Genomic DNA, 23,988 nt, shown 5'->3' on the forward strand with positions numbered 1-23,988 from the left:
TGCTCAACGAATATCGAGGATTGACTGGAGCGTTTCGCGCGCGACCTGGATCACGCGGCTCGACGCCTGATAGGCCTGCTGGAAGCGCATCAGGTCGACCGCCTCGCTATCGAGGTTGACGCCCGATACCGCGTCGCGCGCGGCGACCGCGCCGTCGCGGATCGCGCTCTGCGCCTCGGCGACCTGCTGGCGCGAGGCGAGGGCGGCGGCGTTGCCGGAGATAAGGGCGGTCGTCTTGCCTTCGAAGCCGGCCGAGCTGCGCAGGGTTGAGAGCGCCTTGAGATTGCTGTTGTCGCGCGTGCCGCCGCCGACCGCGGCCGCGGCCACGTCGCGCGGATCGGTCAGCGTCATCCGGATATCGGTCGGCGTCGTGCCCATGGCGAACATCGCCGCACCCGGGTTGCCGTCGAGGTCGCGGCCCTGGGCCTGCACTGTATTGATGCCGTCGACGAAGCTCGTCGCGATGTCGTTGAGCTGCTCGCGCGCCGCGGCGATTCGCTGCGCGCCATCGACGATCCCGGCAAGCGCGCCGCCCGACGGGGTCAGGGTCGTGACGTCGCCGGCATGGTTGACCGCGAAGGAGACGCTGCCATCCTGGTTGCGGGCATAGGTCACGGTGCCCGCATCGTTGCCGGAAACGAACGTCGGGCCAGTCGCGCCACCCAGGCGGACGGCGGCGCGGCCGGCGACGTCGATCGAGACCGACACATCGCTGATCGCGCTCATCTGTTCGAGCAGCTGGTCGCGCTGGTCGAGCAATTGCGCGGCGCTGGTGCTGCCCGGTGTGGCCCGGCCAAGGCCGTCATTGACCTTGGCGAGCGCCGCCCCGAGGCTGCCGAGCGTGGCGACGGCATTCCCGGCGGTGCCGTCGAGATCGGCCGCGACACCGTCGAGCGCCTTGCCGGTGGCGGCAAAGGCGCTCGCGGCGGAGGTGCCTGCCTCCAGGAACACCGAGCGCGGCGCGCTGGCGGTCGGATCGGCGGCGATCGCCTGGGCCGAGGTGAAGAAGCTGGTCAGCCGGTTTCCGAGCTGGTTGCCGGTCAGCGCGCCCTGGATTCGATCGAGCCAGGTGATGCTTGTCTCGCTGCGCGCAAGATCGGCGCTTGAGGCACGGACGTCAGCGGCGCGGAAGGCATCGGCCGAACGCACGATGCCGTCGACGACCACGCCCATGCCCGATACGACGCGGCTGGTCGACGCGATGCCCGCCCCGGCATTGACCTCCTTGAGGTTGACGGTGCGGCGCGCATAGCCGGCGGTGCCGGCATTGGCGATGTTCTCGGAGACGGTGGTCAGCGCGCTCTGATACGCGCGGACCCCGCTTGCGCCAGTCGCGAGGAGATCGCTCATGGCGTCTCACCCGCGGGTTTTGAGGTCGATTCAGGCTGGAGGTTGGCCTGAGACTTGGCGAGGAAGTCGGTCATCGCCTTGCCGATGCCGAGCGGGGCGTGATCCGCCATCGACTGCGCGACCTGCTGGTCCTGCATGTCGCGAAACGTGTCGAGTCCCTTGGACGAGAACAGCTCCTCGGCGAGATGGGCCTGGCGCATCGACTTCAGCATCATGCCGGCAAAGACCGACTCGAACTGCTTGCCGGCCTTTTCGAGGTTGGCTCGCGAGGCGAGGCGGCTCGTGTCGACGCCGATGCCGCTGGTCGGGCCGGGCGTAGGACGGGATGGGGGAAGGGCTGGGATGTCGGTCACAGGACGATCAGCTCCGCTTTCAGCGCGCCGGCTTCCTTCAGCGCTTCGAGGATGGCGACCAGGTCGGCCGGCGACGCGCCGATCGCGTTCACTGCCTTGACCACATCGGCGAGCTTCGGGCCGGGTTCGAGCAGGAACATCGGGCGATGCTCCTCGTCGACCGCGACGCCGCTCTTCTGTTCGGTCGCCGTCTGCCCCTGGCTGAACGGCAAGGGCTGGCTGACATGCTGCTGCTCGTCGATGCGAACGGTGAGCTTGCCGTGGCTGACCGCGGCTGGGCCGACCCGAACCGCTGAGTTGATCACGACGGTACCGGTGCGGGCGTTGACGATCACCTTGGCTGAAGGTTCGGCCGAGACGACGTCGAGATTCTCGATCTCGCTCATCAGGGTCGCACGGACGTCGCCACCCATCGGCGCGCGCACCGAGACCGAGACGGCGTCGATCGCCTGCGCCGAGCCGGCGCCGAGCCGCGTGTTGATCGCGGCGGCGACATTCTGCGCGGTGGTGAAGTCGGCGCGGGTGAGGTTGTAGGTCAGCACCGGTGATGTCTCGAAACCGGTCTGAACCGCGCGCTCGACCGTGGCGCCCTCGGGGATTCGGCCGGCCGACGGGATGTTGACGACGATCTGCGAGCCGTCCTTGCCTTCGGCACCCAGCCCGCCGACGGCGAGGTTGCCCTGCGCCATCGCGTAGATCTGGCCGTCGGCGCCAAGCAGCGGCGTCAGGATCAGCGCCCCGCCGCGCAGCGACTTGGCCTTGCCCATCGAGGCGACGGTGATGTCGAGCTTCTGGCCCGGCTTGGCGAAAGCGGGCAGGTCGGCGGTGATCATCACCACCGCTGCGTTCTTCAGCCCGGGATTGGCGTTGGGCGGCAGCTGCAGCCCGAAGCGTGAAGCAACCGCCTTCATCGACTGGATGGTATATTCGAGATTGTCGTCGCCCGTGCCGGGCAGGCCGACCACGATGCCATAGCCCGTGAGTTGGTTCGAGCGGATGCCCTGGAAACCGCCAAGGTCCTTCACCCTGTCGGCGTTTGCCGGAGCCGCCGCGAGGAAGATCGCGGCCACCGCCAGGAAAGCCGCACCAGCCCGCTCCCCCACCCGGCCTCCCATCGAGGATACCGTGTGGGGGAGCGGGCTGGTGCGGCGGCCCAGCGCAGCGCGGCAAAGAGCTACCAGACGGAACATCGCGGGCGCTTTCATCAGAAGGGGCTGACGACGGAGAAGAATCGGCCAAGCCAGCCCTGGCGGCTGGCGCGGGCGACATCGCCCTTGCCGGTATAGGCGATCTGCGCATCCGCCACGCGGGTGGAAGGCACGCGGTTGTTGGCGTCGATGTCGGCGACGCGGATCAGGCCCTTGATCTGGACGAACTCGTCGCCGCGATTGAGCGTCACGCGCTTCTGGCCCTGCACCAGCATGGTGCCGTTCGGATAGACGGCGGAAACGGTCACGCTGACCTCGCCCGACAGGGTGTTCGACTGGTCGGTCGCGCCGCTTCCGGTGAAGTTGCGGGTGTTGCTCGCGCTGGCGTCGGTGTTCTTGAACAGCGAGAGCGCGCCGGTGGTGGGCGGGGTGATGCTCAGGCCGCCGCCGCTGTCGAGCTTCGAACTCGCCGATTTGGAGGCGACGGTGCGCTCGACCAGCAGGATCGTCAGCGGATCGCCCACCCGGCGCGCGCGCGCTCCTTCATGAAGCGCGGCATAGCCGTCGCTCGCCTGGAAGATCGATCCGTTGGCGGGGGCCGCGACCGGCATGGGAAGGGGGAGCGCGGCGGAGAAATCGACCGGCTCCTTCTTCTTGCCGAACAGGCGCGCGTCGGCGGGCGACGGCGCGAGCGCGACGACGGCGGGCAGCGCGATCAGGGCGATCAAGGTGGCTGACGGTTTCATGAAATTAACCATCAGATATTTTGGTTAACATATTTCAGCATGTCGTCGGTCGCCGAGATCATTTTTGAATTTACCTCGTACGCGCGCTGAGTCTCGATCATGTCGACAAGCTCCTCGACGACGTTGACGTTGGACGCCTCGAGCATGCCCTGGCGGATATTGCCGCGGCCCTCGAGGCCGGCGACACCGAGATTCGCCGCGCCCGATGCCGCCGTTTCAGTCAGGTAATTGTCGCCCTTGCTGAGCAGGCCGGCCGAATTGGCGAAGCTGGCGACCTGGATCTGGCCAAGCTGGCTTGCTTCGGTCTGGCCGGGCACGGTGGCCGAGACCGTACCGTCGGTGCCGACGGTGATCGCGGTCGCGCCCTCCGGCACGGTGATGCCTGGCATCACCTGATAGCCCTCGGAAGTGACCAGCAGGCCTTCCGGCGAGCGGGTGAAATTGCCCGCGCGGGTATAGCCCAGGGTGCCCCCCGGCATCTGGACCTGGAAATAGCCGTCCCCGTCGAGCGCGAGATCGAGCGCGTTGCCCGTGGTCTGCATCGCGCCCTGGGTGTCGATTCGCGCGGTGCCCTGGATACGGACGCCGGTGCCGAGGTTGAGCCCGACCGCATATTTGGTCTCGGCCGTGCTCGGCGCCCCCGGCGCGGTGACCGTCTGATAGGCGAGCGTCTCGAACGCCGCCCGGTCGCGCTTGTACCCGGTGGTGTTCACGTTCGCGAGGTTGTTCGAGATCACCCGCATGCGCATGTCCTGGGCGTCGAGCCCGGTCCGCGCGATGTGCATGGCTGCGCTGGTCATATCCTGTCGTCCTTATGAAGGCATCCGCATCAGCGATGCGGCGCTCTCGTCCATGTCCTTGGCCTGCTTCATCAGGTTGGCCTGGACCTCGTAGCTGCGCTGGTTCTCGATCATGTCGACCAGCGCCTGAGTCATGTTGACGTTCGATCCCTCGAGTGCGCCCGACTGGAGCTTCGCCTCCATGTCCTCGGGCAGCACGCCGCCGCCGCGGACATGGAGGAGATTGTCGAGCCCCTTGACCGTGTCCGAGCCCTTGGTGCTGACGAGCTTGAGCTTGTCGAGGATCTGCGGGTTGCTGGCGTCGCCGCCGATCGGCACGATCGAGATCGATCCGTCGGCCGAGATCTTGATCGATTCGGCGGGCGGCACGGTGATGGGACCCCCCGATCCCATCACCGGGAAACCGTCGCCGGTTTCCAGCACGCCCGTGGGGGCGACCTGAAGATCGCCGCGCCGGGTATAGGCCTCGCTCCCGTCGGGAGCCTGGACGGTCAGCCACGCGTCGCCGGTGATGGCGACGTCGAGCGGACGGCCGGTCGACATGATCGCGCCCGGACGGCGATCCGCATCGACCACCTCTTCCGACGCCGGCGAGCGTGTGTCGAAGCCGGAGCCCGACACTTCCAGCCGGCTGAACACCACCCGGTCGGCGCGGAAGCCGATCGTCGAGGCGTTCGCCATGTTGTTCGCGATCGCGGCCTGCGACGCCATGTGCGCCTTGAGCCCGGTTGCCGCGGTATAGACCAGCTTGTCCATTCAGTGTTCCCGTCCGCCCGTCGCGATCAGCGGATGTTGAAGATGGTTTCGGAGATCTGGCTCGCGGTATCGAGCGCCTTGGCGTTCGCCTGGAAATTCCGCTGCGCCGCGATCAGGGCGACCAGTTCCTCGGTGATGTCGACGTTGGAACCCTCGACGGTGCCCGACATCAGCGAGCCATAGCCATTGTCGTTGGCGCTCCCGAGCGTCGCAGAGCCGGAGATGCCGCTGGCCGACCAGTAGCTGTTGCCCATCTGGCGCAGCCCCGACGGATTGGCGAAGCTGGCGAGCGCGACCTTGCCCAGCGCCCTTGTGTCGCCGTTCGAGAAATTGGCGGTGACGACACCCGATTCGTCGACCGTGACGCCCGCCAGCTGGCCGACCGACTTGCCGTCCTGGCTGCGCGCCTCGACCTTGAAGGCGCTCGCCGCCTGGGTCGTGCCGCTGAGGTCGAAGCTCAGCGCCTGGGCAGCGGCGCCGCCCGCCGAGGTGAAGGCATCATAGCTGACGGGGGCTGCCGGCGCGGTCATCGTACCCGCGGCGTTGAAGGCAAGCTGCACCGGATTGGTCGAACCGCCGACACTCAGCTGCTGGTTGCCGACATAGGAATAGACCGACCAGCTATTGGCGCCCCCGGGGCTCGTCGCACTGTTGCGGACATAATAGTTGGTCAGCGTCATCGCATTGCCGCTGGCGTCGTAGATCGTCGTTGCGGTCGAATTATTGTAGGACGAGGCGTTAGTGCGGTCGAACGCGGTGCCCGGCGGGGTCGCGTTGGCCGACAGGTTCACGTCGAGCGCGACCTTTGAGGTGGCGACCGGGACACCGCTGGTTTCAGGCAGGGTCAGGTTGGTCAGGCCGTCCGGGCCGGTCGCGGTGACGTTGCCCTGGGCGTCGACCGGATAGACCTGAAGCGCGCTGCCCTGGGCATCGACGACATAATGGCTGACCGGATCGACCTGGAAGCTGCCGTTGCGCGTATAGGCGGTCGAGGCGTTGATCCCGTTGGTCTTGACCGTGAAGAAGCCGTCGCCGGAGATGGCGAGGTCGAGCGAGGAACCGGTCGATTTCAGGTTGCCCTCGGTGAACAGCTGGCGGTTCGCCTTCACGACCGTGCCCGATCCGACCACCTTGGTGGGATCGGCCGAGACGCTCGACGCGATCACGTCGGCGAAATCGGTCCGGCTCTTCTTGAAGCCGTTGGTCGAGACGTTGGCGAGGTTGTGCGAGATGGTCGACATCTCGGACTGGGACGCCTGCAGGCCGCTGAGCGAAGTGTAGAAGGACATTCTGATCTACTCCTGATGATAAGGTCAGCCGATCTGGCGAACGGCGGAAATGGGAACCTGGCCGAGGCCGGGAAGCGTGAGCACGGGCGAGCCCGAGGCGGGCATCGACACAGCGGCGACCGGCGACCAGACGAGGCCGCGGCTGCCGACGCTGGTGCCGGCATTGGCGGCGGTCACGGTGACCTTGAACGGGCCCGGGCCGGCATCCGCGCCGCCGTCGGTCTTGCCGTCCCAGTCGTAATTGACCGTGCCCTTGGGCTGGGCGCCAAGCTGCTGCGTGGTCAGCACCTGGCCGTTGGCATTCTCGATCGTGACGGTCACGTCGGTTGCCGCGCCATCCAGCTCGACGGCGCCGGCGATCCCGCCCGAGGTGCGGCCATAGGCCACCTTGCCTTCGGTCAGCACGGTCCGGCCGACATAGGCGAGCGCGTCGCTGGCGCTGGTCCCGGACAGCTTGTCGGAGATCGCTTTCAGCGTCGTGTTCATGTCGGTGATGCCGGCCAGCGACGAGAACTGGGCCATCTGGGCGACCATCTGGGTGTTGTCGACCGGCGAGAACGGGTCCTGGTTCTTGAGCTGCGCTGTCATCAGCTTCAGGAAATCCGCCTGGCCGAGCGAGGTCGAGCCCTTCGACGCGGTTGGCGCGCTGTTGGTGGTGCGGTTGATGCCCAGATTGTTGAGCGTGGTATCGAAGGCGGAGCTCATGATCAGCGTCCCAGCTTGAGGGTATCGAGGATCAGCGACTTCGCGGTCTGCATCACCTCCACATTGTTTTGGTAGCTGCGGGCGGTCTCCATCATGTCGACCAGCTCGCGGGTCTCGTCGACCGCGCTGACGAAGACGTTGCCGTCCTTGTCAGCCATCGGATGCGAGGGGTCGTAGAGCTTGGTCGGATCGCCACCGGCGGTCACGATCTGCTCGACATTGACGGTCGCAAGGCCCGTGGCCTTGTCATATTCGGTGCGGAACACCGGCTTGATCGTGCGGTAGGCGGTGTCAGCGCTGCCCGTGATCGCCCCGGCATTGGCCAGGTTCGACGCGGTCGTGTTCATCCGCACGAGCTGCGCCGACATCGCGCGACCGGCGACCTGGAAGATGTTGAGGCCGTTGTCAGCCATCTTATTCGCCCTTCAGCGCGCGGGTGATCTGGCCGATCCGCCCGTTCAGGAAGGAGAGGGTCGTCTGATACTGGACGGCATTCTCGGCAAAGGCGGTCTGCTCGGTCGACAGCTCGACCGTGTTGCCGTCGAGCGAGGCCTGGCTCGGCACGCGATACCGCACTGAGTTCCCGATGCTGCTGCTGCCGGTGCTGTCCGACTGTTCCATCGCGGAGAGCGCGGTGCGGAAGTCGATGTCCTTGGCCTTGAAGCCCGGGGTCGACGCATTGGCGATGTTCGATGCGAGCAGGCCCATCCGCTGCGAACGCACCTGAAGCGCCGCACCGTGGATCCCGAAAAGCATGTCGCTGGCCATTGGCCTTCTCCTGCGCAAGATTGCGCGAGGGAACACAGCAAAGGTCGTGCCAAACGCGATCGGCAGGGTCCTGCATCTCCTTCCCGCCTCCCGATGGCGGCTGGAGCGGCAAGGTCTTGCCGGTGGGGCGGCAATCTTGCCGGTCGCCTGCCGGTTGCTACGGCATCGTCGGGCGTTGCGGTGTGGCGGCCGGCATTTGGCCCACCCCTTGCAACGGGCAGGCGGATGACGACCGCACCCGATATCGCCCAGCAACTGGGCCCCTTTCTCGATCCGCTCGCGATCTCGATCGTCGGTGGCGGAACGTTGCTCGCCGTCGTGCTCCGCACGCCAATGCGCGATCTCTCGCGCGCCGTCGCGGCGCTCGGCACGATCGGGCGGCGCCGGTTCGATGCCGGGCCGCTGCTCGACCAGATTGGCGCGCTTGGCCGAATCGCCCGGCGGCACGGCGTTATGGCGCTCGATCGCTCGGTCATCGCCGATGCGGATGTCGCCGCTGCGATCGCCGCGATCGTCGACGGCCGGCCCGCCGCCGATGTCGAGGCGCTCGTCCGGCATTGCCGCCGCGCGCGGATCGACCGCCATGTCGCGGCCGCCGACGTCTGGGCCGGCATGGCCGAGGTCGCACCGGCCATGGGCATGGTCGGCACGCTCATCGGCCTGGTCGGCATGTTCGTGAAGATGGATGATCCGGCGGCGATCGGTGGCTCGATGGCGATCGCCCTGCTCGCCACGCTCTACGGCGCGCTGCTCGCCAATCTGGTTGCGATGCCGGTGGCGGCACGCCTGCGCCGCCACGCCCGCGAGGAAGCGGTCGAGCGGCTTCGACTCGAAGCACCGCTTGTCGCGCTCGCCGCCCGCGAGCAGCCGCGCACCGCGGCGCCCCCGCTGGGCGTCCCCGTGCCGATGGCCGACGTCGTATGACCGAGGATTTCCCGGAAGCGGCGCCCGGCCGTCCGATCTGGCTGATGACGCTCGCCGACCTGGCATTGCTGCTGGTCGGCTTCTTCGTGCTGATCCAGGCGAGCCAGAATGTAGACCGCAAGGCGCTGGCCCGAGGTATCCGCGAAGGCTTCGGTGTGTCGGCAGCGACTGCCGCGCCCGATCCGATTCCCGTGGCCGCGGCCGCGATGATGAATTTCATGCCCGGCTCGGCCGCGTTGCCCTCGACGCCCGCGGGCCTGATCGCCTGGGCGCGGGAGGCGGTGCGCGATCCGCGCGTCGTGTTGAAGATCAGCGGCAGCACTGACGGCTCGCCCCGCGACGTCGATGCCCTGACGGGTAGCGGCGCCGTGCTCGCGGCGGATCGTGCCCGGGCCGTCGCGGCCGCGCTCGCTGCGGCGCATGTGGTGCCCGCCGGGCGCATGACCATCGTCAATGCGCCGGAGAATCCGGGCCGCATGCACCGCACCGTCGTGATCACCATCGGCTTTGCCGGGGAACGGCAATGACGTGCCGCCCGGCAACCCGAATTTGCCGCCCTGAGGAGAAAATCATGTCCCCGTTGTTCGTGGCACGCCTGTTCGTGCCGCTCGCGTTGCTCGCCGGTCCCGCTGTCGCGGCAGCACCCTTTCAGGATACCGTGGCGATCGACCGTGCCGTCGCTGCCTTTACCGGCAAGGCGATCGGCGAGGCCGGGGGGGCGCGCAGCATCGTCGATACCAGGCTGAAGCTCGCCGCCTGTCCGATGGTCTCGATGGCTTGGCGCGGTGCCGGCCAAGATGCGGTGGTCGTGACCTGCACAGGCCCGGCTTGGCGGATTTTCGTCCCAGTCCACACCGTTGCGAAGCCAGTCTCGGCACCAGCGCCGGCTGCGCCGGTCGCCGTCGCGCCGGTCAAGTTCGCGGCCGTGATCAAGCGTGGCGATCCGGTGACGATCGCGGCCGGATCGCCCGGTTTCTCGATCACGCGCGAGGGCATCGCGATGGCGGATGCCGCGCCGGGTGCCCGCTTCCTCGTCAAGGTCGATAGCGCCAAGGCGCCGGTACAGGCGGTGGCGATCGAATCGGGCCGTGCAACACTGCCCGGCTGGACGGAATAATTCCTTAAGCTGTGGACGAAACGGTCGTTACTCCTCCTGTCAGCGTAACCCCAAAGGTGCAGACGTGGTGGATTCGATCAGCTCAAAGCCAGTGCCCGGACGCGATCGGCAGGTCGTCCCGGTCGCGCGTGCCGCACCGCCCGCCAAGGCGACGGGTCGTGAAGGCGTGGTCGCCGAGCAGCTTGAACTGTCCGCCATGGCGTTCGGCTTTGCCGACCAGCCGCCGGTGGATGTGGAGCGAGTGTCGCGTATCCGCAACGCGATCCGCAACGGCACCTTTCCGATCTACCCTACGACGATCGCCGACCGGCTGATCGCGCTCAAACTCGAATGGAATCCGCATGACGCCGACTAACAGCAGGCGCGACGCGCTGATCGGCGTGATCGAATCGCTCCACGCCGAGATTGCGGCGCTGAAGGCGAACGACGTGGAGGGGCTGGAGCGTGCGACCCAGGCCAAGCTCGCCGGGATCAACGCCATTGCCGCACTGGGTACTGGCCCGGCCGGCCCGGAGCTGCGCGATCTCGCCGAGGAGGCCAACCGCCTCAATGAGACCTGCCGCATCTATGTGAACCTGATGGCGGCAAATGTTCGCCGCCGCCTGCAAAGTCTGACCGGCGATGCCGGCGCCGGCTACCGTCCGGGCATGGGGCTCAACGTCTACGCCTGAGAATCGGGTGGTCTTCACCCGGCGCGTCCCGAATAGCCGTCGAGCCTGACGAGACGGCGTAGCGCGGGACGGGCGTTATACATCCCGATAGCGCCTCTATACGGTCGATCCCCGCTCGACACGAACGGACGGGCGAGAACTGGCACGCTCCTTGCTGATTGTGACCCTGAATAAGGGCAAAGCAGCCAGGGATCGATGACCTTCAATCCGATTGCCAATCTCGTGGGGACGAAATCGACCGGCTCGGTGCAGTCGGCGATCGCGCTTGCCAGCCAGAAGACCGGGATCGATTTCAACTATCTGATGGGCCAGGCGCAGCTCGAAAGCGGCATGCGCGCCGATGCGCGCGCCGGCACGTCGAGCGCTTCGGGCCTTTATCAGTTCATTGAACAGAGCTGGCTGCGGGTGGTGAAGCAGCATGGGACGGAACATGGCCTTGGCTGGGCGGCTGACAGCATCTCGACGACCAGTTCGGGGCGCATGGCGGTCAGCGACCCGGGCCTGCGGCGCTCGATCCTCGCGCTACGCAACGATCCGCAGACCGCCTCGCTCATGGCCGCGGAGCATGCGTCGGACAACAAGGACGCGATCGAGAGCGCGCTCGGCCGCGACGCCAACGGCACCGACCTCTATATGGCGCATTTCCTCGGCCTGGGCGGCGCTCGATCCTTTCTCGGCGCGATGCAGGACAGCCCAAACCGCAGCGGCGCGGCGATGTTCCCCGCAGCGGCGCGCGCCAATCACAACATCTTCTACGCCTCGAACGGCCAGCCGCGCACGCTCGCGCAGATCTATGACCGGTTCACCGCCAAGCTCGAAAACGGCGCGGCTGGCGGTGCGGCAAAGGTTGGCGGCGTTGCGCTTGCCTCGACCACGCTCGGTGAATCCGGCGCGACCGTCATTCCCGGCAATGGCGAGACCAGCACCAGCGACGCCGCCGTCTGGGCGCAGGCCACGCTCGACCAGATCAACGGAGGGGCCGCGCGCGTGCAGACTGCCAATCTCATGCGGCCGACGCCGGATACGGCGCGGCTGGCGTATATGATGCTCGCGACCCTGGGGGCCTGACGCATGGCTGTTGCTCTCAAGCGTGGCGGCATGGCGCCGCTGTTCCGCTCCGCCGCGCTGCCGGTCGCGATCCTGCTGCTAGTCGTGCTGATGGTCGTGCCGATCCCGCCGGCCCTGCTCGACCTGTTCTTCATCATGAACATCACGATCAGCCTCGCCGTGCTGATGGTGTCGCTGAACGCGCAGAAGCCGCTCGACTTCTCCGCCTTCCCCACCGTGCTGCTGTTCGCCACCTTGTTCCGCCTCAGCCTCAACGTCGCGTCGACCCGTGTCGTGCTGGTGCACGGTCATGAGGGCGAAAGCGCCGCCGGGCATGTCATCGAGGCGTTCGGCACTTTCCTGATCGGCGGCGACTATGTCGTCGGCCTGTTCGTCTTCGCCATCCTGGTCATCATCAATATGATCGTGGTGACCAAGGGTGCGGGCCGCGTGTCCGAAGTGTCGGCGCGTTTCACCCTGGACGCCCTGCCGGGCAAGCAGATGGCGATCGACGCCGATCTCAATGCCGGCCTGATCACGCCCGAGGAAGCCAAGGCGCGCCGTATCGAGGTCGCGACAGAGGCCGATTTCTACGGTTCGATGGACGGCTCGTCCAAGTTCGTGAAGGGCGATGCGGTCGCGGGCCTGCTGATCCTCGCCGCCAATATCATCGGCGGCTTGATCCTCGGCCCGGTCAGCCACGGCATGTCGATCGGCGACGCCGCGCACAATTACGTGCTGCTCGCGGTCGGCGACGCGCTGGTCGCGCAGATCCCGTCGCTGATGCTGTCGATCGCCGCCGCGGCCATCGTCACCCGAGTCACCTCAAGCATGGATCTGGCCGGCCAGATCGGCAGCCAGTTCGGCTCGGCCCGTACCTGGACGCCGGTCGCGATCATCCTCGCCCTGCTTGGCCTCATGCCCGGCATGCCGCATCTCGTGATCCTGCCCGCCGCCGCCGCCGCCGGTTTCGCCGCATGGAAGCTGCGCGAGATCGCCCGCCGCCCGGCCCCGGTCGAAATCGTCGCGGTCGAGCCGGTCGACCAGTCGAGGATCGGCTGGGAAGAAGTGACCGACGGGATGCAGGTCAATATCGACATCGGCTATGGCCTGGTGCCGCTGGTCGACGAACGCCGCGGCAGCCCATTGATGGCCCGGATCACCGGTGTCCGCCGCCAGCTGTCCAAGGAGCTCGGCTTCGTCGTGCCGCAGGTGCGCGTGCGCGACGACATCAATCTTGCGCCCTTCACCTATCGTATCATCGTCGGCGGCGTGACCGTCGGCGAGGACAGCGTCTCGCCCGACGAGATGCTCGCGCTCGATACCGGCCAAGCGTTCGGCGAGCTCCAGGGCAAGAAGGCCAAGGACCCGACCTTCGGGCTCGACGCGGTCTGGATCGCCGCCGGCGATACCGATGCCGCCACCGGTGCGGGTTATCTGGTGGTCGATCCGGGCACCGTGGTCGCGACTCATCTCAACCACCAGCTCGGCGCGCATGCCAGCGAATTGCTTGGCCCCGACGAAGTCCAGAGCCTGCTCGACGGGCTGAAGGATCGCGCGGCGAACCTCGTCGCGTCGCTGTCGCCCAGCCCGTTGCCGCTGACCACGCTCACCCAGGTGCTGCGCGGCCTGCTTGCGGAGAATGTGCCGCTGAAGGAATTTCGCCGCATCGCCGCCGCCATCGCGGTCGCCGCCCAGCGGACGCTCGACGCCGACGAGATCATCGAGATGATCCGGCCGGAACTTGGTGGACTGATCATCCAGAAACTGTGCGGCGTGCGCGAGCCGCTGCGCGTGATGACCCTGGAAGGCCAGCTCGAAGGGTTGCTCGGCCAGGCCGTCCGTTCCGATCCGTCGCGCCGCCACACCATCGAGCCCGATCTAGGCCGCCGGATCGTCGACGCGCTTCAGCGCGCCGCCCAGCCTTTGGTCGATGAGGCCAAGCCCTTCGCGCTCGTCGTCCAGCCGGCGATCCGCGTCGCCATCCGCAAACTCGTCCGTACCATCTTGCCGGATACCCCAGTCATGAGCTTCTTCGAAGTACCCGAGGACAAATCTGTCGAGGTCGTCGCCGTGATCGGCGCGCCCGGAGCGCTGCCGGCATGACCGCGCAGCCGCACCCCGCCGCCTTCTCGGGCGCGATGCCGCTGGTCTATGGACGGACCTCGGCTGCCTCGGCGCCTGACATGGCGACGCTCGCCAGGAAGCATATGCCGCTCGTCCGCCGCCTCGCCTGGCACATCCATGGCGGCATGAGCAGCGCGATCGAGGTTGAGGACCTGGTGCAGATCGGGCTGGTCGCCCTGGTCGAGGCGGGCTCCAGCTTCGAGGATCGCGGGCAGGTCACCTTCGAACAATATCTCGTCACCCGTGTGCGGGGATCGATGATCGATGCGTTGCGGCGCCAGGCGACGCTGACCCGTGGCGCGATGCGTCGCCGGCGCGCCTATAATAATGCGATAGCCGCGCTGACGACCGAGCTTGGCCACGCCCCGACCGAAGCGGCGATCGCCGAAAAGCTCTGCGTCACCGTTGAGAAGCTCCGTCTGGAATATGCGACGGCTGAGCCGGTGCGGTTCGAGGCGATCGACCAGGTCTATTCGGACGACAAGCCGTGGTTCGCCAGTGACGAGCCTGACGCCTTCGAGCAACTCGCCGAGGCCGATCTGCGCGAGGCGCTGATCGGCGCGATCTCCGCCCTGCCCGAGCGCGAGGCGCAGGTGATCCAGCTTTATTATGTCGAGGAACTGAACCTGGAAGAGATCGGGCTTGTCCTCGGCGTCGGTGCCGCGCGGATCTGCCAGATCAAGAAATCGGCGCATGACCGGCTCAAGAAGGCGCTGATGCGGCGGTGCTGAACGCCGCCCTGCTGTCGTCGGGCACTTCGTCGCGATCGGCCATGCCGTAATCCCGCACGACCGCCGCGATCCGCAGGCGATAGTCCTCGAATACCGAGTCGCGGCCCTGCGCTTGTGTCGCGCGGTGCGAGGGGCGGTTGCGCCATGCCGCCACTGCCGCCTCGTCGCGGAAGAAGGACAGCGACAGCAGCTTGCCTGGCTCGGTCAGGCTTTCGAAACGTTCGATCGAGACGAATCCGTCGATCGCCTCAAGCTCGGGGCGCAGCGCCGCGGCCAGATCGAGATAGCCTGCCCGCTGGCCGTCGGCCGGCCTGACTTCGAAGATCACCGCGATCATTGCGTGTCGACCCGGCGCAGGAACAGCCGGTCCTCCCGGCGGATGAAACGCTCCGCCTTGGCAAAGGCAAAATTCTCCCGGCCGAGCGGGTCGGCCTTCAGCCGGGCGCGATAGGCTTCGTACGCGGCGAAATCGGCAATCGAATAAACGCCGTACGCCGTCGTCACCGATCCCTCGTGCGGCGCGAAATAGCCGATCAGATCGGCACCGCAGCGGGGAATGGCCTCGCCCCAGGTTCGTGCATATTGCTCGAAGGCGGGCAGGTTGAAGGGATCGATCTCGTAGCGGATGAAACAGGTGATCATGCTCGGCTCCGTGGTTGCGGGCCTTCTCCTACACCTTGATGTGACACTGATGGTTCGGCTATGGTCGAACCATGAAGGACGGGCCAAGCATTGCCGCCATCGCCGCGCTGATCGGCGATCCGGCGCGCGCCAACATGTTGACCGCGCTGATGGACGGCCGCGCGCTAACTGTCAGCGAGCTGGCGCAGGCAGCCGGTGTCGGGCTGCCGACCGCGAGCGGGCATCTGGCGAAGCTCGATGCCGCGGGGCTGCTCGTCGCGCGTCGGCAGGGGCGCCATCGTTATTTCCAATTGTCCGGGGCTGATGTGGGGGAGGCGCTGGAAAGCCTGATGAGCCTGGCGGCGCGGACCGGGGCGATGCGGGTGCGGACCGGACCGAATGACGCGGCGCTGCGCGAAGCGCGGATCTGCTACGATCACCTTGCGGGCGAGCGGGCCGTGGCGCTGATGCAGGCCTTTACCCGGAACGGCCTGATTGCGGGTGAGGATTCGCCGGTGGTGACCCCTGCGGGCGCCGGCTTCCTCGGCGGCCTGGGCATTGATGTGGTGCGGCTCGGCCGGGCGCGGCGGCCGCTGTGCCGGGCCTGTCTCGACTGGAGCGAGCGGCGAAGCCATCTCGGCGGCGTGCTGGGCGCGGCGATCCTCGACCATGTCATCGCGGCCGGCTGGGCCCGCCGGGGCGAGGGGCGCGCGATACGGTTCGACCGGGCCGGCGCGGCGGCGTTCGACGCAGCGTTCCTGGGCGGCTGAGTCGCGACAAAAACCCCGGCGGTCCTGCGACCGCCGGGGTTCCTGGTTGCTCCGCCCTTGCGGGAAGAGCCCGGTCGGCCCCGACACCCGATGGGGGGCGGTGCCGGAGGCCGTTTTCCGATATTAGCGGAGCAGGGAAAGCACGCCCTGCTGGCTCTGGTTCGCCTGGGCGAGCAGCGCCGTCGATGCCTGGCTCAGGATCTGCGCCTTGGCGAGGTTGGTGGTTTCGGTCGAGAAGTCGACATCCTCGATCCGGCTGCGCGCGTCGGTCAGGTTGGCGACGTTGCTGGTCAGGTTGTTGACCACCGATTCAAGGCGGCTCTGGCCTGCGCCGATCGACGAGCGGGTCGTGTTGACCGCCAGCAGCGAGGTGTCGAGCGTGTCGAGCGCGCTCTTGGCGCCGGCGGCGGTGGAGATGTCGATGCTGCCAACGCTGGTGAGATTGAGCGCGGTGATCTTCAGCGCGACCTGGTCGGCCGAGCCCGAACCGGTCTGGATGTTGATCGTGACGTCGCTCGCGCCGAACAGCGTGACGCCGTTGAAGTTGGTCTTCGACGTGATGTCCGAAAGCTGCGACGCCAGTTCCTTGACTTCGACCTGCAGGTTCTTGCGGTCGTCGTCGGAATAGGTACCCGACGAGGACTGGACCGACAGCTCGCGCACGCGCTGCAGGATGTTGGTGACTTCACCCAGCGCGCCGTCGGCGGTCTGGGCGAGCGAAATGCCGTCGTTCGCGTTGCGGATCGCCTGGGTCTGGCCCTTGATCTGCGAGGTCAGCGAGGAAGCGATGGCGGACCCCGCCGCGTCGTCCTTCGCGCTGTTGATGCGCTTGCCGGTCGACAGGCGCTCGATGCTGGTCTGCAGTGCCTTCGACGCCGCGTTCGACGCGTTGGTCGCGCGCAGCGCGGCAACGTTGGTTCCGATAACAGTCATTGTCCGAACTCCATTGTGATCTGACGATCCCCGCCGCCCCCAAGCGGAGGGCCGAGCCGTCATGGAAGGTAACGGCCGGCAAAGCTGCCGATTAAGTAAATTCGCACGGCACCGCCGGAAACCGCGCATTTCCGGGGCCTGTAGTGGCGCATTCCTGCCGGGCGGAAATAATTTGCCGCCACGGCAATATGCTTAACTCCGCGTTTACCATCCGTGCGGCATTTCCCTTCCTACCGAAGGGGGAATTCAATGCGTGCCATCGTCCCGTCAGCTGCGGTCCTGCGGCAGAAATATACGCTCGTATCGTCGCTCCGCGCCCAGGGGTTCGCGGTCCGCTCGTTCGAGGATGGCCGGCCGCAGCCGGGCGACATCTATCTCGTCGCCGATGGCGAGACGCCGCCCGCACCGGCCCGCACCGTGATCATCGGCGATGCCGTCGGCTCAGCCGGCCGCCATATCGTCCCGGCCCGCGACGGCAGCCCCGCGCGGATCGCCTTCGGCCCCGAGGACGCGCATGTCGGCAACGGCTTCATCCGTGCGCTCGTCGCTGAACAGGAAACGCCGACCGCCGCCGATCCGGAGAGCCTCGCGCTCTACGCCCTGGCAGAGCGGGTCGCCGCCGCCGACATCAGCGTGCTGATCAACGGCCCGACCGGGACCGGCAAGGAAGTGCTTGCCCGCTCGATCCATCTCAACTCAAGCCGCCGCGATGGCCCGTTCATCGCGATCAATTGCGCCGCGCTGCCGGAGACGATGCTTGAGGCGCTGCTGTTCGGCCACCAGAAAGGCGCTTTCACCGGGGCTTCCTCGGGCGGGGAAGGCTTTTTCCGCGCCGCGCACGGCGGCACGCTGCTGCTCGACGAGATCGCCGAGATGCCGCTCCAGCTCCAGTCGAAGCTGCTCCGCGTGCTGCAGGAGCGTGAGGTCGTGCCGATCGGTGCCTCAACGCCCGTCTCGGTGGATGTCCGGATCATCGCCTGCGCCAACCGCGACCTGCAGGCTGAGGTCGCCGCCGGCCGGTTCCGCGCCGATCTCTATTACCGCCTCTCGGTCTTCCCGCTGAGCACCAAGCCGCTCGCCGAGCGCCGCCAGGATATCCCAGCGCTCGCCGCGACCCTGATCCTGCGCCATGCCGGCAATCGTGCGACGACCCCCTGGCCCGATGCCTCGGCGGTCGAGGCGCTGTTGGGCCATGACTGGCCGGGCAATGTCCGGGAGCTCGAAAACGTCATCCAGCGCGCCTTGCTGTTCGCGGCGGGCGATACGATCCAGGCAGAGCATATCGTGTTCGATCGCCCGTCGGCGCCGGTCCCGGCCTTCGCCGCGCACGCCGCCAACGATCAGCCGGCGACCCAGCCCGCAACCTTGGGCAACATCGTCCAGATGAGCGAGTTCGCGGCGATCCGCGAGACGCTCGCTGCCTGTGGCGGCAGCCGGATCGAAACCGCGCGGCGGCTCGGCATCTCGGAGCGGACGTTGCGCTATCGCCTCGCCAAGGCTCGCGAGCAGGGTGACGATATCACCCGTGCCCCGAACAAGACGGTGTCGGCATGAGCGGCGTCGGTGGTGTCGGCGGCGCGATGAGCGTCGACAGGGTGATGCAGCTTCGCGCGCAGATCCTCGAACGTAACGAAGCGCTGTCGCGCGCCAATGCGACGGCCGGAACATCGACCCCGGTCCAGGGGGTGGGCTCGTCGCAGCCGACCAGCTTCGCCGCGACGATGGAAGAGGCGCTGAAGAACGTCAACGAAGGCCAGAACAAGGCCGGCGAACTCTCCGCGGCGTATGAACGCGGCGAGAATATCGATATCGCGAAAGTGATGCTCGCGCGACAGCAGGCCTCGGTCGGCTTCGAGGCGACGCTTCAGGTCCGCAACAAACTCCTGTCCGCCTACAAGGACATCATGAGCATGCCGGTGTAAACCATGAGCAACGCCCTCACCCCGTCCGCCACGCCCGCCCTGCCGGAGCGCTTCGCCAACCCCCTGCGGCAGATCCAGGATCTGCTCGCCCAGCCGGCGGTGCGCCGCAGCCTGCCGATGGTGCTGATGATCGGCCTGATCGCGGCCGCCGCGCTCGCCTGGGTCATGCTGTCCACGCCGACGCAGAAGACCCTGTTTTCCGGGCTCAGCGACGTCGACAAGGGATCGGTCACCCAGGCGCTCCAGCAGGCCAAGATCACCGCGCGGATCGACGAGGGCACCGGCGCCCTGACGGTGAACGAGGACGATTATTCCCGGGCGCGAATCCTGCTTGCCGGGCAGGGCCTGCCCAAGGGTGCGCCCGGCGGTTACCAGATTCTCGACAATCTGCCGATGGGCGTGAGCCGCGCGGTCGAGGGCGAGCGCCTTCGCCAGGCACGCGAGACCGAACTCGCCCGGTCGATTCAGGAGATCGATGCGGTGGCCGAGGCGCGAGTCCATCTCGCCACGCCCGAGGCATCGGTATTTGTCCGCGATAACGCCGCGCCTTCAGCCTCGGTTATCGTCAAGCTTCAACCGGGCCGGTCGCTGGGCGATGCGCAGGTCAGCTCGATCATCAATCTCGTTGCCTCGTCGGTTCCGGGCATGAAGCCCGAGGCGGTCACGATCGTCGACCAGATGGGCGGCCTGCTCACCAAGGGATCCGACAAGAGCGCGCTCGGCATCGCCAGCGACGAACGAATCGCCTTCCAGCGCCGCATCGAGGAAAAGAACCGCGCGCAGGTGGTGCAATTGCTGACGCCACTGGTCGGCGCCGGCAATTTCACCGTCGAGGTCCAGGCCGATGTCGATCTCGACGAGACCCAGGCAACCCGCGAAAGCTACGACAAGCAGGGCACGCTACGCGCCGAACAGGGCAATTGGACCGGCAACCAGAAGGACGGCGCGGGCGCCCAGCCCGGTGGCATCCCCGGCGCGCTGTCGAACACGCCACCGCCGGCTTCGACGCTCAACGCACCGAAGCCGACGCCGACGCCCGCCCCCGGTACGCCGCCGGTCGCAGGTGCCCCCGGCGCGCCGTCCGCGGCAGCCGCCGTGGTCGGCGCGGTCAGCGATGCGATGAAGCAGAGCGACCAGTATAGCCGTGCCTATGATCTGGGTAAGGAAGTCTCGGTCACCCGGGCTGCTCCCGGCGCGATCAAGCGGCTGTCGGTCGCGGTGCTGCTGCGCGAGCCGGAGGCCGGCAAGCCGCGCAGCCAGCTCGAAATCCAGCAGATCACCCAGCTCGTCCAGACGGCGGTTGGCTATAACCAGGGCCGCGCCGACCAGGTCACCGTGATCAGCCGCAAGTTCGCCGGCGCGACCGCGCTCGACGACAAGCAGCCCTGGTACGAGGCAGGTTGGCTGCCGGTGGTGGCGCGCAACGTCACCGCCATCGTGATCGCGCTGCTGGTGCTGTTCCTCGGCGTGCGTCCGCTCGCCAAGGCGATGCTGAAAAAGCGCGACGACGCGGCGCCGCGCCTGGCGCTCGGCCGCGACTATGGCGGCGCGGCGGGTGGCACGGGCGGCGGTGGAGCCGGGAGTGCCAATGGCGTCCCGGTCAGCATCGACGCGCTCGAAAGCGCCCGTAACTATGACGACCGAATCGGTATGGTACGGGGCTTCACCCGGGACAATCCGGCGCGCGCCGCCCTGGCGGTGCGTGACATGATCAAGGCGGACGCCAAGCCATGACCGCGCCTTTCCGCAACTATACCGGCGTCGAGCGCGCCGCCGTGCTGATGATGCTGGTCGGCGAGGAAGAAGCCGCCGCGATCCTGCAGAAGCTCGATCCCGAGGAAGTCCGCCAGCTCGGCAAGGCGATGTTCGCCGTCGCGGATGTCAGCGAGACCGAGGTCGAGTTCGTGCTCGACGATTTCGTCGGTAAGGCGCGCGAGCGTACCGGTATCTCGTTCGATCCGCGTCCGCAGATCGAGACGATGATGACCCGCGCGCTCGGCCAGGAAAAGGCGGACAGCGTGCTGTCGCGAATCATCCCGCCCGAGGATGCCTGCCAGATCGACCTGCTCGACTGGCTCGACGCGACGGAGATCGCCGGGCTCATCGAGAAGGAGCATCCCCAGATCGCCGCCGTGATGATCGCGAACCTCGATCCGACAGTTGCGGCGCAGGTACTCGAATTGCTGCCCGATGCGGTGCAGCCCGATATCCTTCACCGCGTCGCGCGGCTTGGGCCGATCACGCCCGAGGCGGTCGAGACGCTGAAGACGGTACTCGCCGGCCGGGTCGGCACGACCCAGCAGCCGGCCGGCGTCACGCTGGGCGGCACCAAGGACGCGGCGAAGATCCTGTCGAGCGGCCGCAAGGCGACCGAGCTTCGCGTTATGCCCAAGCTGTTCAAGATCGACCGCGACGTGGCCAAGGCAATAGAGGAGGCGATGTTCGTCTTCGACAATCTGCTTGAGCTCGACGACAAGAATCTCGGCACGCTCATCCGCAACATCGACGGCGACATCCTTACCCGGGCTCTCAAGGGCGTCGACGAATCGATGCGCGCCCGCTTCCTTGGTTGCATGTCCAGCCGCGCCGCCGATGGCATCCGCGACGAGATGGAGGCACGCGGCCCGATGAAACTGTCCGAAGTGCTCGAGGCGCAAAAGGTGATCATCCAGATCGCGCGCAACCTTGCCAAGGACGGTACGATCCAGATGGGCGGCGGCGAGGACGACTATGTCTGATTTCACCGCAGGCTTTGTCGCCCGCCACGAAGCGATAGCACAGGCGCTTCACCAGGCTTTCGAGGTTCCGCCCGAAGGGTTCGCGCCGGCCGATCTCAGGGCATGGGCCACGGGTCGCGCCGGCCCGGTATCCTTCTCGCCGCAATCGGACGGTCCGAAGCATTTCCATCCGGCCGATCCGGACGCCAAGCCGACCGAGGGGTGGGATCCGTTCGCCGCAGCCGAGGCCGCGCCGTCCCCGGCGCCCTTCGTCGATCCGCTCGCCTCCGCACACGCCGCCGGCTTTGCCGAGGGCATGGCCGCGGCCATTGCCGAGATCGGCGAGACCGGCGATCGCGATCGCGCGCTGCTGGCCGCGCTTGGCGAGGCATTGCGCAACGAAGGCCGGCTCGATCGCGAACTGATGGCCCGCCAGTTACGCCAGACCGTGATGTTCCTTGTCACCAGGCTGATCGGGGAAGCGGGCATTTCGCCTGACATCCTCGCCCGCCGGATTGATTCGGCCGCCGAAATTCTCGCCGACAGTGCCGAATCGGCGCTGCTGCGCGTTCACCCAGACGATGTCGTCTTGCTCGACGGCAGGCTGCCCAAGACGGTGTTCGCGGTCGGCGACGCGGATGTCGCGCGCGGCAGCTTCGTGCTCGAATCGGCCTCGACCATTGTCGAGGACGGCCCGGAACTCTGGCTCGAACAGCTCGCCCTGGCGATCGACCGGGTGGCCGTGCCGCCATGCTGAACCGTTTCACGAGCGATTATCTCGAATCGCTGGGCGTGCCCGATTTCACGCCGGCTCCGAAGATCTCCGGCCGGCTCGCCTCGTTCGATGGCCTGTTGATGGAGGCGGTCGGCCTGACCCTGCCGGTCGGCACGGTCTGCCAGGTCGGCACCCGCGGGGTCGGCGTGGAGGCCGAGGTGATCGGTTTCCGCAACGGGCGGACCCTGCTGATGAACCTGGGGGGCCCGGCGCCGCTGCTCCCGCAAATGCCGGTGCGGCCGCTTGGCCCTCCGGGCGAGGCGGAGGTCGGGCCGGCGCTGCTCGGCCGTGTCGTCGATGGCGCGGGCAAGCCGATCGACGGGCTTGGTCCGATTCGCGGGGCGGATCACTGGCCGCTCGCGGGCAAGCTGCAAAGCCCGCTCGATCGCGGCCGCGTGCTTCAGCCGCTCGATGTCGGCGTGCGCGCGATCAACGGATTGCTCACCGTCGGCCAGGGCCAGCGTATCGGAATCATGGCCGGTTCGGGCGTCGGCAAGTCAGTGCTGCTCGGCATGATTGTGCGCGCGGCCGAGGCCGATGTGATCGTGATCGGCCTGATCGGCGAGCGCAGCCGCGAGGTCGCCGACTTTCTCGAAACCAAGGTTGCCGGCGAGGCGCGCCGGCGTGCCGTCGTTGTCGCGGTCCCCGCCAATCATTCGCCGGTGCTGCGCATCCGCGGCGCGCTGCGCACTCATGCCATTGCCGAGGCGTTCCGCGCCCAGGGCAAGAAGGTGCTGTTGATCATGGACAGCCTGACGCGTGTTGCGCATGCCGGTCGCGAGATCGGCCTTGCCCTGGGCGAGCCGGCCAGCGCGCGCGGCTATCCGCCTTCAGCCATCGCCATGTTGCCCAACCTGATCGAGCGTGCCGGCACCGACGTCGCGTCGGGCGGCTCGATCACCGCGATCTACACCGTGCTTGCCGACGGCGACGATGGCAACGATCCGGTGGTCGACAGCGCCCGTTCGATCCTGGACGGCCATATCGTGCTGTCCCGCGCGCTGGCCGAGCATGGCGTCTATCCCGCGATCGACATCGGTCCGTCCGTCAGCCGCGTAATGACCGACATCGTCGACAAGCCGCACCAGAAGGCCGCCCGCGTGCTGCGGCGTCACCTCGCGACTTATGAGGAGAATCGCGACCTGGTGCTGATGGGCGCCTATCGCGCCGGCACTGATCCGGCGATCGACGCTGCCATCGCCTGCCACCCGGCGGTGATGGAATATATCAGGCAGGACCCTGACGAGATCGTGTCGCTCGGCGATGCCGTGATGGAACTGACCGGTGTGTTCGGCGATGGCTAAGCCGGCCAAGCTCGACCGGCTGCTTCGTGTCCGCACGCTGCAGCTTGGGCTGGTCCGTGCCGAGGAGGTGCGGGCGCAGGAGCGGTTCAACAGCGAGACGGCGCTCAAGGGCAGGATCGCGCAGCTCGCCGAAGCGGTCGCGCCGAGCTCGACCGCGACCGAGGGCTTCTCCCTCATCGCCACCGCCCATTTCCGCGACCGGCTCCAGCAGTCGGCCGAAGCGGCGGAGGGGCGGCTCCGCGCCGCTGAACGCGTGGTGGAGCGCGCCGTCGAAGCCACTCGCGAAGCCAGGCGGGACCAGAACGCGATCGAGAAGCTGATCGCGCGCGCCGATGCCGACGCGGCGCTCAAGGCGATCCGCGCGCTCGAAGCCGCCCCGCCCACCCGGAAGATCCGGCACGATCCTTGCTGAAA

29 protein-coding genes are annotated in these 23,988 nt (G+C 67.5%); 16 read left to right on the top strand and 13 right to left on the bottom strand.

What is annotated here, in order from left to right; genetic code table 11:
* Positions 1–3: 3 nt before the first annotated feature.
* The 10 genes from flgK to flgB form a co-directional block, all read right to left on the bottom strand.
* A complete protein-coding gene (gene flgK / locus NDN01_RS21770) occupies positions 4–1,350 on the bottom strand; it encodes a flagellar hook-associated protein FlgK (RefSeq protein ID WP_272624058.1) in 1,347 nt (448 codons plus the stop codon).
* Positions 1,347–1,703: a rod-binding protein gene (locus NDN01_RS21775; protein WP_272624060.1), complete on the bottom strand. Its 357-nt coding sequence runs from the start codon at positions 1,701–1,703 to the stop codon at positions 1,347–1,349. The genes flgK and NDN01_RS21775 overlap by 4 nt, the downstream gene beginning before the upstream one ends.
* On the bottom strand, positions 1,700–2,818 hold the full coding sequence (locus NDN01_RS21780) for a flagellar basal body P-ring protein FlgI (RefSeq protein WP_272628348.1): 1,119 nt from the start codon (positions 2,816–2,818) through the stop codon (positions 1,700–1,702). Before NDN01_RS21780 ends, NDN01_RS21775 begins: the two co-directional genes overlap by 4 nt.
* 89 nt (positions 2,819–2,907) lie before the next feature.
* Positions 2,908–3,597: a flagellar basal body L-ring protein FlgH gene (locus NDN01_RS21785; RefSeq protein WP_272624062.1), complete on the bottom strand. Its 690-nt coding sequence runs from the start codon at positions 3,595–3,597 to the stop codon at positions 2,908–2,910.
* Positions 3,598–3,608: 11 nt separating this feature from the next.
* Positions 3,609–4,397: a flagellar basal-body rod protein FlgG gene (gene flgG / locus NDN01_RS21790; protein ID WP_272624064.1), complete on the bottom strand. Its 789-nt coding sequence runs from the start codon at positions 4,395–4,397 to the stop codon at positions 3,609–3,611.
* 12 nt (positions 4,398–4,409) lie between these two features.
* Complete coding sequence (flgF, locus tag NDN01_RS21795) at positions 4,410–5,153, bottom strand: flagellar basal-body rod protein FlgF (RefSeq protein ID WP_272624065.1); 744 nt, start codon at positions 5,151–5,153, stop codon at positions 4,410–4,412.
* Between the two features lie 26 nt (positions 5,154–5,179).
* On the bottom strand, positions 5,180–6,442 hold the full coding sequence (locus NDN01_RS21800; protein ID WP_272624066.1) for a flagellar hook protein FlgE: 1,263 nt from the start codon (positions 6,440–6,442) through the stop codon (positions 5,180–5,182).
* 24 nt (positions 6,443–6,466) lie between these two features.
* The gene (locus NDN01_RS21805) at positions 6,467–7,147 is read right to left on the bottom strand and encodes a flagellar hook assembly protein FlgD (RefSeq protein WP_272624067.1); all 681 of its coding nucleotides are present in this window, start codon (positions 7,145–7,147) and stop codon (positions 6,467–6,469) included.
* Between the two features lie 2 nt (positions 7,148–7,149).
* The gene (gene flgC, locus NDN01_RS21810; protein ID WP_272624069.1) at positions 7,150–7,560 is read right to left on the bottom strand and encodes a flagellar basal body rod protein FlgC; all 411 of its coding nucleotides are present in this window, start codon (positions 7,558–7,560) and stop codon (positions 7,150–7,152) included.
* A 1-nt stretch (position 7,561) separates the two neighbouring features.
* A complete protein-coding gene (gene flgB / locus NDN01_RS21815; RefSeq protein ID WP_272624071.1) occupies positions 7,562–7,915 on the bottom strand; it encodes a flagellar basal body rod protein FlgB in 354 nt (117 codons plus the stop codon).
* 225 nt (positions 7,916–8,140) lie between these two features.
* On the opposite strand from flgB, the gene NDN01_RS21820 reads away from it, so the two are divergent.
* The 8 genes from NDN01_RS21820 to NDN01_RS21855 all read left to right on the top strand — a co-directional run bounded on the left by NDN01_RS21820 (position 8,141) and on the right by NDN01_RS21855 (position 14,532).
* Positions 8,141–8,839 (top strand): motility protein A, encoded by a 699-nt coding sequence (locus tag NDN01_RS21820; protein WP_272624073.1) that lies wholly within the window; start codon positions 8,141–8,143, stop codon positions 8,837–8,839.
* Positions 8,836–9,366 (top strand): flagellar motor protein MotB, encoded by a 531-nt coding sequence (locus tag NDN01_RS21825; protein WP_272624075.1) that lies wholly within the window; start codon positions 8,836–8,838, stop codon positions 9,364–9,366. The genes NDN01_RS21820 and NDN01_RS21825 overlap by 4 nt, the downstream gene beginning before the upstream one ends.
* 44 nt (positions 9,367–9,410) lie before the next feature.
* Positions 9,411–9,956 carry a flagella basal body P-ring formation protein FlgA gene (locus NDN01_RS21830; RefSeq protein ID WP_272624077.1) on the top strand — a complete coding sequence of 182 codons (546 nt, stop codon included), beginning with the start codon at positions 9,411–9,413 and terminating at the stop codon, positions 9,954–9,956.
* Positions 9,957–10,020: 64 nt separating this feature from the next.
* Positions 10,021–10,311 carry a flagellar biosynthesis anti-sigma factor FlgM gene (locus NDN01_RS21835; protein WP_272624079.1) on the top strand — a complete coding sequence of 97 codons (291 nt, stop codon included), beginning with the start codon at positions 10,021–10,023 and terminating at the stop codon, positions 10,309–10,311.
* Entirely contained in the window at positions 10,298–10,627 is a 330-nt protein-coding gene (locus NDN01_RS21840; RefSeq protein ID WP_272624080.1) for a flagellar protein FlgN, read from the top strand. The genes NDN01_RS21835 and NDN01_RS21840 overlap by 14 nt, the downstream gene beginning before the upstream one ends.
* Positions 10,628–10,822: 195 nt before the next feature.
* Positions 10,823–11,695 (top strand): lytic transglycosylase domain-containing protein, encoded by an 873-nt coding sequence (locus NDN01_RS21845; protein ID WP_272624082.1) that lies wholly within the window; start codon positions 10,823–10,825, stop codon positions 11,693–11,695.
* A gap of 3 nt (positions 11,696–11,698) precedes the next feature.
* Positions 11,699–13,780: a flagellar biosynthesis protein FlhA gene (flhA, locus tag NDN01_RS21850; RefSeq protein ID WP_272624085.1), complete on the top strand. Its 2,082-nt coding sequence runs from the start codon at positions 11,699–11,701 to the stop codon at positions 13,778–13,780.
* On the top strand, positions 13,777–14,532 hold the full coding sequence (locus NDN01_RS21855) for a FliA/WhiG family RNA polymerase sigma factor (RefSeq protein WP_272624086.1): 756 nt from the start codon (positions 13,777–13,779) through the stop codon (positions 14,530–14,532). The genes flhA and NDN01_RS21855 overlap by 4 nt, the downstream gene beginning before the upstream one ends.
* On the opposite strand, the gene NDN01_RS21860 is transcribed toward NDN01_RS21855, so the two are convergent.
* Positions 14,504–14,869 (bottom strand): antibiotic biosynthesis monooxygenase family protein, encoded by a 366-nt coding sequence (locus NDN01_RS21860; protein ID WP_272624087.1) that lies wholly within the window; start codon positions 14,867–14,869, stop codon positions 14,504–14,506. The two genes, NDN01_RS21855 and NDN01_RS21860, sit on opposite strands and share 29 nt — an antisense overlap.
* Positions 14,866–15,174 carry an NIPSNAP family protein gene (locus tag NDN01_RS21865; RefSeq protein ID WP_272624089.1) on the bottom strand — a complete coding sequence of 103 codons (309 nt, stop codon included), beginning with the start codon at positions 15,172–15,174 and terminating at the stop codon, positions 14,866–14,868. Before NDN01_RS21865 ends, NDN01_RS21860 begins: the two co-directional genes overlap by 4 nt.
* Positions 15,175–15,245: 71 nt before the next feature.
* Here NDN01_RS21865 and NDN01_RS21870 point away from each other — a divergent pair, with 71 nt between their 5' ends.
* Positions 15,246–15,923 carry an ArsR/SmtB family transcription factor gene (locus tag NDN01_RS21870; RefSeq protein WP_272624091.1) on the top strand — a complete coding sequence of 226 codons (678 nt, stop codon included), beginning with the start codon at positions 15,246–15,248 and terminating at the stop codon, positions 15,921–15,923.
* Between the two features lie 123 nt (positions 15,924–16,046).
* On the opposite strand, the gene NDN01_RS21875 is transcribed toward NDN01_RS21870, so the two are convergent.
* Entirely contained in the window at positions 16,047–16,856 is an 810-nt protein-coding gene (locus tag NDN01_RS21875) for a flagellin N-terminal helical domain-containing protein (protein ID WP_272624092.1), read from the bottom strand.
* 249 nt (positions 16,857–17,105) lie between these two features.
* On the opposite strand from NDN01_RS21875, the gene NDN01_RS21880 reads away from it, so the two are divergent.
* Genes NDN01_RS21880 through NDN01_RS21910 form a run of 7 tightly spaced genes read left to right on the top strand, consistent with a single transcriptional unit; the run spans position 17,106 to position 23,986 of the window.
* A complete protein-coding gene (locus NDN01_RS21880) occupies positions 17,106–18,410 on the top strand; it encodes a sigma-54 interaction domain-containing protein (RefSeq protein ID WP_272624093.1) in 1,305 nt (434 codons plus the stop codon).
* Positions 18,407–18,778: a flagellar hook-basal body complex protein FliE gene (gene fliE / locus NDN01_RS21885; RefSeq protein ID WP_272624094.1), complete on the top strand. Its 372-nt coding sequence runs from the start codon at positions 18,407–18,409 to the stop codon at positions 18,776–18,778. Before NDN01_RS21880 ends, fliE begins: the two co-directional genes overlap by 4 nt.
* 3 nt (positions 18,779–18,781) lie before the next feature.
* Positions 18,782–20,512: a flagellar basal-body MS-ring/collar protein FliF gene (fliF, locus tag NDN01_RS21890; protein WP_272624095.1), complete on the top strand. Its 1,731-nt coding sequence runs from the start codon at positions 18,782–18,784 to the stop codon at positions 20,510–20,512.
* The gene (gene fliG / locus NDN01_RS21895; RefSeq protein WP_272624096.1) at positions 20,509–21,516 is read left to right on the top strand and encodes a flagellar motor switch protein FliG; all 1,008 of its coding nucleotides are present in this window, start codon (positions 20,509–20,511) and stop codon (positions 21,514–21,516) included. Before fliF ends, fliG begins: the two co-directional genes overlap by 4 nt.
* Complete coding sequence (locus NDN01_RS21900) at positions 21,509–22,252, top strand: FliH/SctL family protein (protein ID WP_272624097.1); 744 nt, start codon at positions 21,509–21,511, stop codon at positions 22,250–22,252. Before fliG ends, NDN01_RS21900 begins: the two co-directional genes overlap by 8 nt.
* Entirely contained in the window at positions 22,246–23,574 is a 1,329-nt protein-coding gene (locus NDN01_RS21905; RefSeq protein ID WP_272624099.1) for a FliI/YscN family ATPase, read from the top strand. Before NDN01_RS21900 ends, NDN01_RS21905 begins: the two co-directional genes overlap by 7 nt.
* Positions 23,567–23,986 (top strand): hypothetical protein, encoded by a 420-nt coding sequence (locus tag NDN01_RS21910; RefSeq protein ID WP_272624101.1) that lies wholly within the window; start codon positions 23,567–23,569, stop codon positions 23,984–23,986. Before NDN01_RS21905 ends, NDN01_RS21910 begins: the two co-directional genes overlap by 8 nt.
* The last annotated feature ends 2 nt before the right edge of the window (positions 23,987–23,988 follow it).

This window comes from Sphingomonas sp. QA11, from assembly GCF_028473665.1.
Lineage (GTDB): Bacteria > Pseudomonadota > Alphaproteobacteria > Sphingomonadales > Sphingomonadaceae > Sphingomonas > Sphingomonas phytovorans.

What these genes read in the sequence shown, in the direction of transcription:
- NDN01_RS21830 (WP_272624077.1), top strand. Translation starts at nt 9,411, where the DNA reads ATGTCCCCGTTGTTCGTGGCACGCCTGTTCGTGCCGCTCGCGTTGCTC.
- NDN01_RS21860 (WP_272624087.1), bottom strand. Translation starts at nt 14,869, where the DNA reads ATGATCGCGGTGATCTTCGAAGTCAGGCCGGCCGACGGCCAGCGGGCA.
- flgG (WP_272624064.1), bottom strand. Translation starts at nt 4,397, where the DNA reads ATGACCAGCGCAGCCATGCACATCGCGCGGACCGGGCTCGACGCCCAG.
- fliG (WP_272624096.1), top strand. Translation starts at nt 20,509, where the DNA reads ATGACCGCGCCTTTCCGCAACTATACCGGCGTCGAGCGCGCCGCCGTG.
- NDN01_RS21840 (WP_272624080.1), top strand. Translation starts at nt 10,298, where the DNA reads ATGACGCCGACTAACAGCAGGCGCGACGCGCTGATCGGCGTGATCGAA.
- NDN01_RS21845 (WP_272624082.1), top strand. Translation starts at nt 10,823, where the DNA reads ATGACCTTCAATCCGATTGCCAATCTCGTGGGGACGAAATCGACCGGC.
- flhA (WP_272624085.1), top strand. Translation starts at nt 11,699, where the DNA reads ATGGCTGTTGCTCTCAAGCGTGGCGGCATGGCGCCGCTGTTCCGCTCC.
- NDN01_RS21870 (WP_272624091.1), top strand. Translation starts at nt 15,246, where the DNA reads ATGAAGGACGGGCCAAGCATTGCCGCCATCGCCGCGCTGATCGGCGAT.
- fliE (WP_272624094.1), top strand. Translation starts at nt 18,407, where the DNA reads ATGAGCGGCGTCGGTGGTGTCGGCGGCGCGATGAGCGTCGACAGGGTG.
- NDN01_RS21905 (WP_272624099.1), top strand. Translation starts at nt 22,246, where the DNA reads ATGCTGAACCGTTTCACGAGCGATTATCTCGAATCGCTGGGCGTGCCC.
- flgK (WP_272624058.1), bottom strand. Translation starts at nt 1,350, where the DNA reads ATGAGCGATCTCCTCGCGACTGGCGCAAGCGGGGTCCGCGCGTATCAG.
- NDN01_RS21805 (WP_272624067.1), bottom strand. Translation starts at nt 7,147, where the DNA reads ATGAGCTCCGCCTTCGATACCACGCTCAACAATCTGGGCATCAACCGC.
- NDN01_RS21880 (WP_272624093.1), top strand. Translation starts at nt 17,106, where the DNA reads ATGCGTGCCATCGTCCCGTCAGCTGCGGTCCTGCGGCAGAAATATACG.
- NDN01_RS21855 (WP_272624086.1), top strand. Translation starts at nt 13,777, where the DNA reads ATGACCGCGCAGCCGCACCCCGCCGCCTTCTCGGGCGCGATGCCGCTG.
- flgB (WP_272624071.1), bottom strand. Translation starts at nt 7,915, where the DNA reads ATGGCCAGCGACATGCTTTTCGGGATCCACGGTGCGGCGCTTCAGGTG.
- fliF (WP_272624095.1), top strand. Translation starts at nt 18,782, where the DNA reads ATGAGCAACGCCCTCACCCCGTCCGCCACGCCCGCCCTGCCGGAGCGC.
- NDN01_RS21780 (WP_272628348.1), bottom strand. Translation starts at nt 2,818, where the DNA reads ATGGGAGGCCGGGTGGGGGAGCGGGCTGGTGCGGCTTTCCTGGCGGTG.
- flgC (WP_272624069.1), bottom strand. Translation starts at nt 7,560, where the DNA reads ATGGCTGACAACGGCCTCAACATCTTCCAGGTCGCCGGTCGCGCGATG.
- NDN01_RS21875 (WP_272624092.1), bottom strand. Translation starts at nt 16,856, where the DNA reads ATGACTGTTATCGGAACCAACGTTGCCGCGCTGCGCGCGACCAACGCG.
- NDN01_RS21910 (WP_272624101.1), top strand. Translation starts at nt 23,567, where the DNA reads ATGGCTAAGCCGGCCAAGCTCGACCGGCTGCTTCGTGTCCGCACGCTG.
- NDN01_RS21825 (WP_272624075.1), top strand. Translation starts at nt 8,836, where the DNA reads ATGACCGAGGATTTCCCGGAAGCGGCGCCCGGCCGTCCGATCTGGCTG.
- NDN01_RS21900 (WP_272624097.1), top strand. Translation starts at nt 21,509, where the DNA reads ATGTCTGATTTCACCGCAGGCTTTGTCGCCCGCCACGAAGCGATAGCA.
- NDN01_RS21820 (WP_272624073.1), top strand. Translation starts at nt 8,141, where the DNA reads ATGACGACCGCACCCGATATCGCCCAGCAACTGGGCCCCTTTCTCGAT.
- NDN01_RS21800 (WP_272624066.1), bottom strand. Translation starts at nt 6,442, where the DNA reads ATGTCCTTCTACACTTCGCTCAGCGGCCTGCAGGCGTCCCAGTCCGAG.
- NDN01_RS21785 (WP_272624062.1), bottom strand. Translation starts at nt 3,597, where the DNA reads ATGAAACCGTCAGCCACCTTGATCGCCCTGATCGCGCTGCCCGCCGTC.
- NDN01_RS21865 (WP_272624089.1), bottom strand. Translation starts at nt 15,174, where the DNA reads ATGATCACCTGTTTCATCCGCTACGAGATCGATCCCTTCAACCTGCCC.
- flgF (WP_272624065.1), bottom strand. Translation starts at nt 5,153, where the DNA reads ATGGACAAGCTGGTCTATACCGCGGCAACCGGGCTCAAGGCGCACATG.